Source organism: bacterium, from assembly GCA_035370465.1.
Taxonomy (GTDB): Bacteria; Ratteibacteria; UBA8468; order B48-G9; family JAFGKM01; genus JAGGVW01.
This window is the reverse complement of the sequence record DAOOVW010000055.1, coordinates 1-2,879: the sequence shown is the minus strand read 5'-3', so window position 1 is coordinate 2,879 and position 2,879 is coordinate 1. Positions and strand designations below refer to the sequence as shown.

Below are 2,879 nucleotides of genomic sequence, written 5' to 3'. Positions count from 1 at the left end.
AGATGAAAGAGGCAATTATACTTGGGATTATTCAGGGGATTTTTGAGTGGTTTCCAGTTAGTAGTTCAGGACATCTTATTATTTTTCAAAAATTTTTTAATTTTAAGGTAGATATTACCTTTGATGTTTTTCTTCATCTATCCTCTCTTGTTGCAATTTTTATTTTTTTCTGGAAAGATATAAAGGAAATTGGGAGTAAATTTTTTACTTTTCAAAAAGAAACATATGAATTTAAAATTGGAATTTATATTATTATTTCATCAATTATAACAGGATTTATTGGCTTTTTTTTAAAAGACCACAAAACAATATTTGAAAATTTTAAACTCTTATCGTTTGCTTTTTTATTCACATCTATTTTGCTTCTTTTAACTGGAATTAAAAGAATAGAAAAAAATAAAAAAGTAGATATTAAAACATCATTTATTACTGGTATTTTTCAAGGGGTTGCTCTTATACCTGGTGTTTCAAGGTCAGGTGCAACTATTTGTTCCTGTTTAATAGCAGGTGTAAATAGGGAAGATACATTTAGATATTCTTTTCTTTTAGGTATTCCTGCAATTTTAGGGGCAATTATTATTGAAATTCCTGAAATAAAAAAACTTTATAATCCAACTTTTTTATTAACTGGCTTTACAATTTCTTTATTTATAAGTTTTGTTTCTCTTTTTTTATTAAGAAGGGTCTTTTTAAGAGGGAAATTTTATCTTTTTGGTTTTTATACTCTAATTGTTTCTATTTTGCTTCTTTTTATTCACTAATTTTTTTCTTAAATTCTTTTATTTCTGGATAATTATCATGGTTTTCAATTTCTTTTAGTTGTTGATATAAATTTCTTTCTTCTCTTGATAATTTTTTAGGTATGAGAACTTTTATTTTTAATATTTGGTCCCCTTTCCCATATTCAGCTAATCTTGGCACTCCTAAATTTTTAAGTCGCAAAAGAGTTCCTGACTGAGTTGCTGGTGGAATTTTTACTTTAACTTTTCCAGTTAATGTTGGAACTTCTATTTCATCTCCTAAAACTGCTTGTGGTATTGTAATAGGTACCTCACATATTATATCACTACCCTGTCTCTCAAAAATCTCATTTTTTTCAACATAAACAGTCACATAAAGGTCCCCTCTTTCTCCATTATTTTGTCCAATATCGCCCTGTCCTCTTAATTTTAAACTTGTCCCATTTTCAATTCCTGCTGGTATTTTAACAAGTATTTTATGAATATTTTTTGCTCTCCCCGTTCCTCTACAATTTTGACAGGGATTAGAAATTATAAATCCTTCACCTCTGCATTTTGAACATGTTTGAGTTATTGTAAAAAAACCTCTGCTTTGTGTTGTTTTGCCTGTTCCATGACAAATTGGACATGTTGTTTTTGAAACACCTGACTTGCTTCCAGTTCCGTTACATGTTGGACATGGGTCATATCTTGAAATGTTTATATATTTTTCTGTTCCTGTTGCTACTTCATTTAATGTGATAAAAATTTTTGCTTCTAAATCAGATCCTCTTGTTTTCTCAACTGTTCTCTGCCTTGTTGAAGGGCGTCCTGTATTAAAAATATCAGAAAAGAAGTCACCAAAAATATCTCCAAAAATGTCAGAAAAATCACTTTGAACTCTTGAAAAGTCCTGTGTCCAATCAAAACCACCCGGACCAAAGCCAGAATGTCCATATGTATCATATATTTTTCTTTTTTCAGAGTCACTTAGAACTTCATATGCTTCTGTAATTTCTTTGAATTTTTCCTCTGCTTGCTTATCACCAGGATTTCTATCAGGATGGTATTTTAAAACCAAATTTCTATAGGCATTTTTTATATCATCAATAGAAGCATCACGACTTACTCCAAGAATTTCATAATAATCTTTCTTTTCACTCATTGTTTTTGTTTTCAAAAATCAGAAATAAAAGAAATGGAAAAATAATATAACAATAAATAATTTATTATTTTTGCTTTTAATAAAAATTTCCTTCTCTCATATTTTCTTATGTTTTTTCCCATAAGGAAGAGAAAATATGAGAGAAGGAATGAAACAAACAAATAAAAAGGGGTATCCGGTTTTTTTCTCCTTAGAAAGGAGGTGATCCAGCCGCACCTTCCGGTACGGCTGCCTTGTTACGACTTCGCCCTCCTTGCCGAGCATACCCTCATTACCCCATATTGCTAAAAGCAAATGGCATGTAATTTCGGGTATCCTCGACTCAGTTGGCGTGACGGGCGGTGTGTACAAGGCCCGAGAACGTATTCACCGCGGCATGGCTGATCCGCGATTACTACCGATTCCAGCTTCATGCAGGCGAATTTCAGCCTGCAATCCGAACTGGGGCTATTTTTTTGGGATTTGCTCCGCCTCGCGGTTTTGCATCCCTTTGTAATAGCCATTGTAACACGTGTGTAGCCCTGGACATAAGGGGCGTGCTGACTTGACGTCATCCCCACCTTCCTCCGTGTTAACCACGGCAGTCCTCGCAGAGTGCTGCTCTTGAAGAGCGAGTAACTGCGAGCAGGGGTTGCGCTCGTTACGGGACTTAACCCAACACCTCACGGCACGAGCTGACGACAGCCATGCAGCACCTGTCTACCCTTCCGCCATAAGGCGGATCATTCCCCTTTCGGGGTTTTACTAGGTAGATGTCAAGCCCAGGTAAGGTTCTTCGTGTATCATCGAATTAAACCACATGTTCCACCGGTTGTGCGGGCCCCCGTCAATTCTTTTGGGTTTTAGCCTTGCGGCCGTAGTTCCCAGGTGGAGTGCTTAACGCGTTAGCTTCGACACCGATTCGTTTTACCGAACCAGTACCTAGCACCCATCGTTTACAGCGTGGACTACCGGGGTATCTAATCCCGTTCGCTCCCCACGCTTTCGCGCCTCAG

At 35.9% G+C, this 2,879-nt stretch carries 2 protein-coding genes and 1 rRNA gene; 1 reads left to right on the top strand and 2 read right to left on the bottom strand.

Features of this window, described 5'->3' with window-relative positions; translation table 11 throughout:
* A partial coding sequence (locus PLW95_07075) for an undecaprenyl-diphosphate phosphatase (protein HOV22415.1) occupies nucleotides 1-761 on the top strand: 761 nt, incomplete at its 5' end.
* Here PLW95_07075 and dnaJ read toward each other — a convergent pair.
* Both dnaJ and PLW95_07065 read right to left on the bottom strand, forming a co-directional pair.
* Nucleotides 751-1,884, bottom strand: a complete 1,134-nt coding sequence (gene dnaJ, locus PLW95_07070; GenBank protein ID HOV22414.1) for a molecular chaperone DnaJ — start codon at nucleotides 1,882-1,884, stop codon at nucleotides 751-753. The two genes, PLW95_07075 and dnaJ, sit on opposite strands and share 11 nt — an antisense overlap.
* 194 nt (nucleotides 1,885-2,078) lie before the next feature.
* A 16S ribosomal RNA gene (locus PLW95_07065) occupies nucleotides 2,079-2,879 on the bottom strand; the annotation flags it as partial.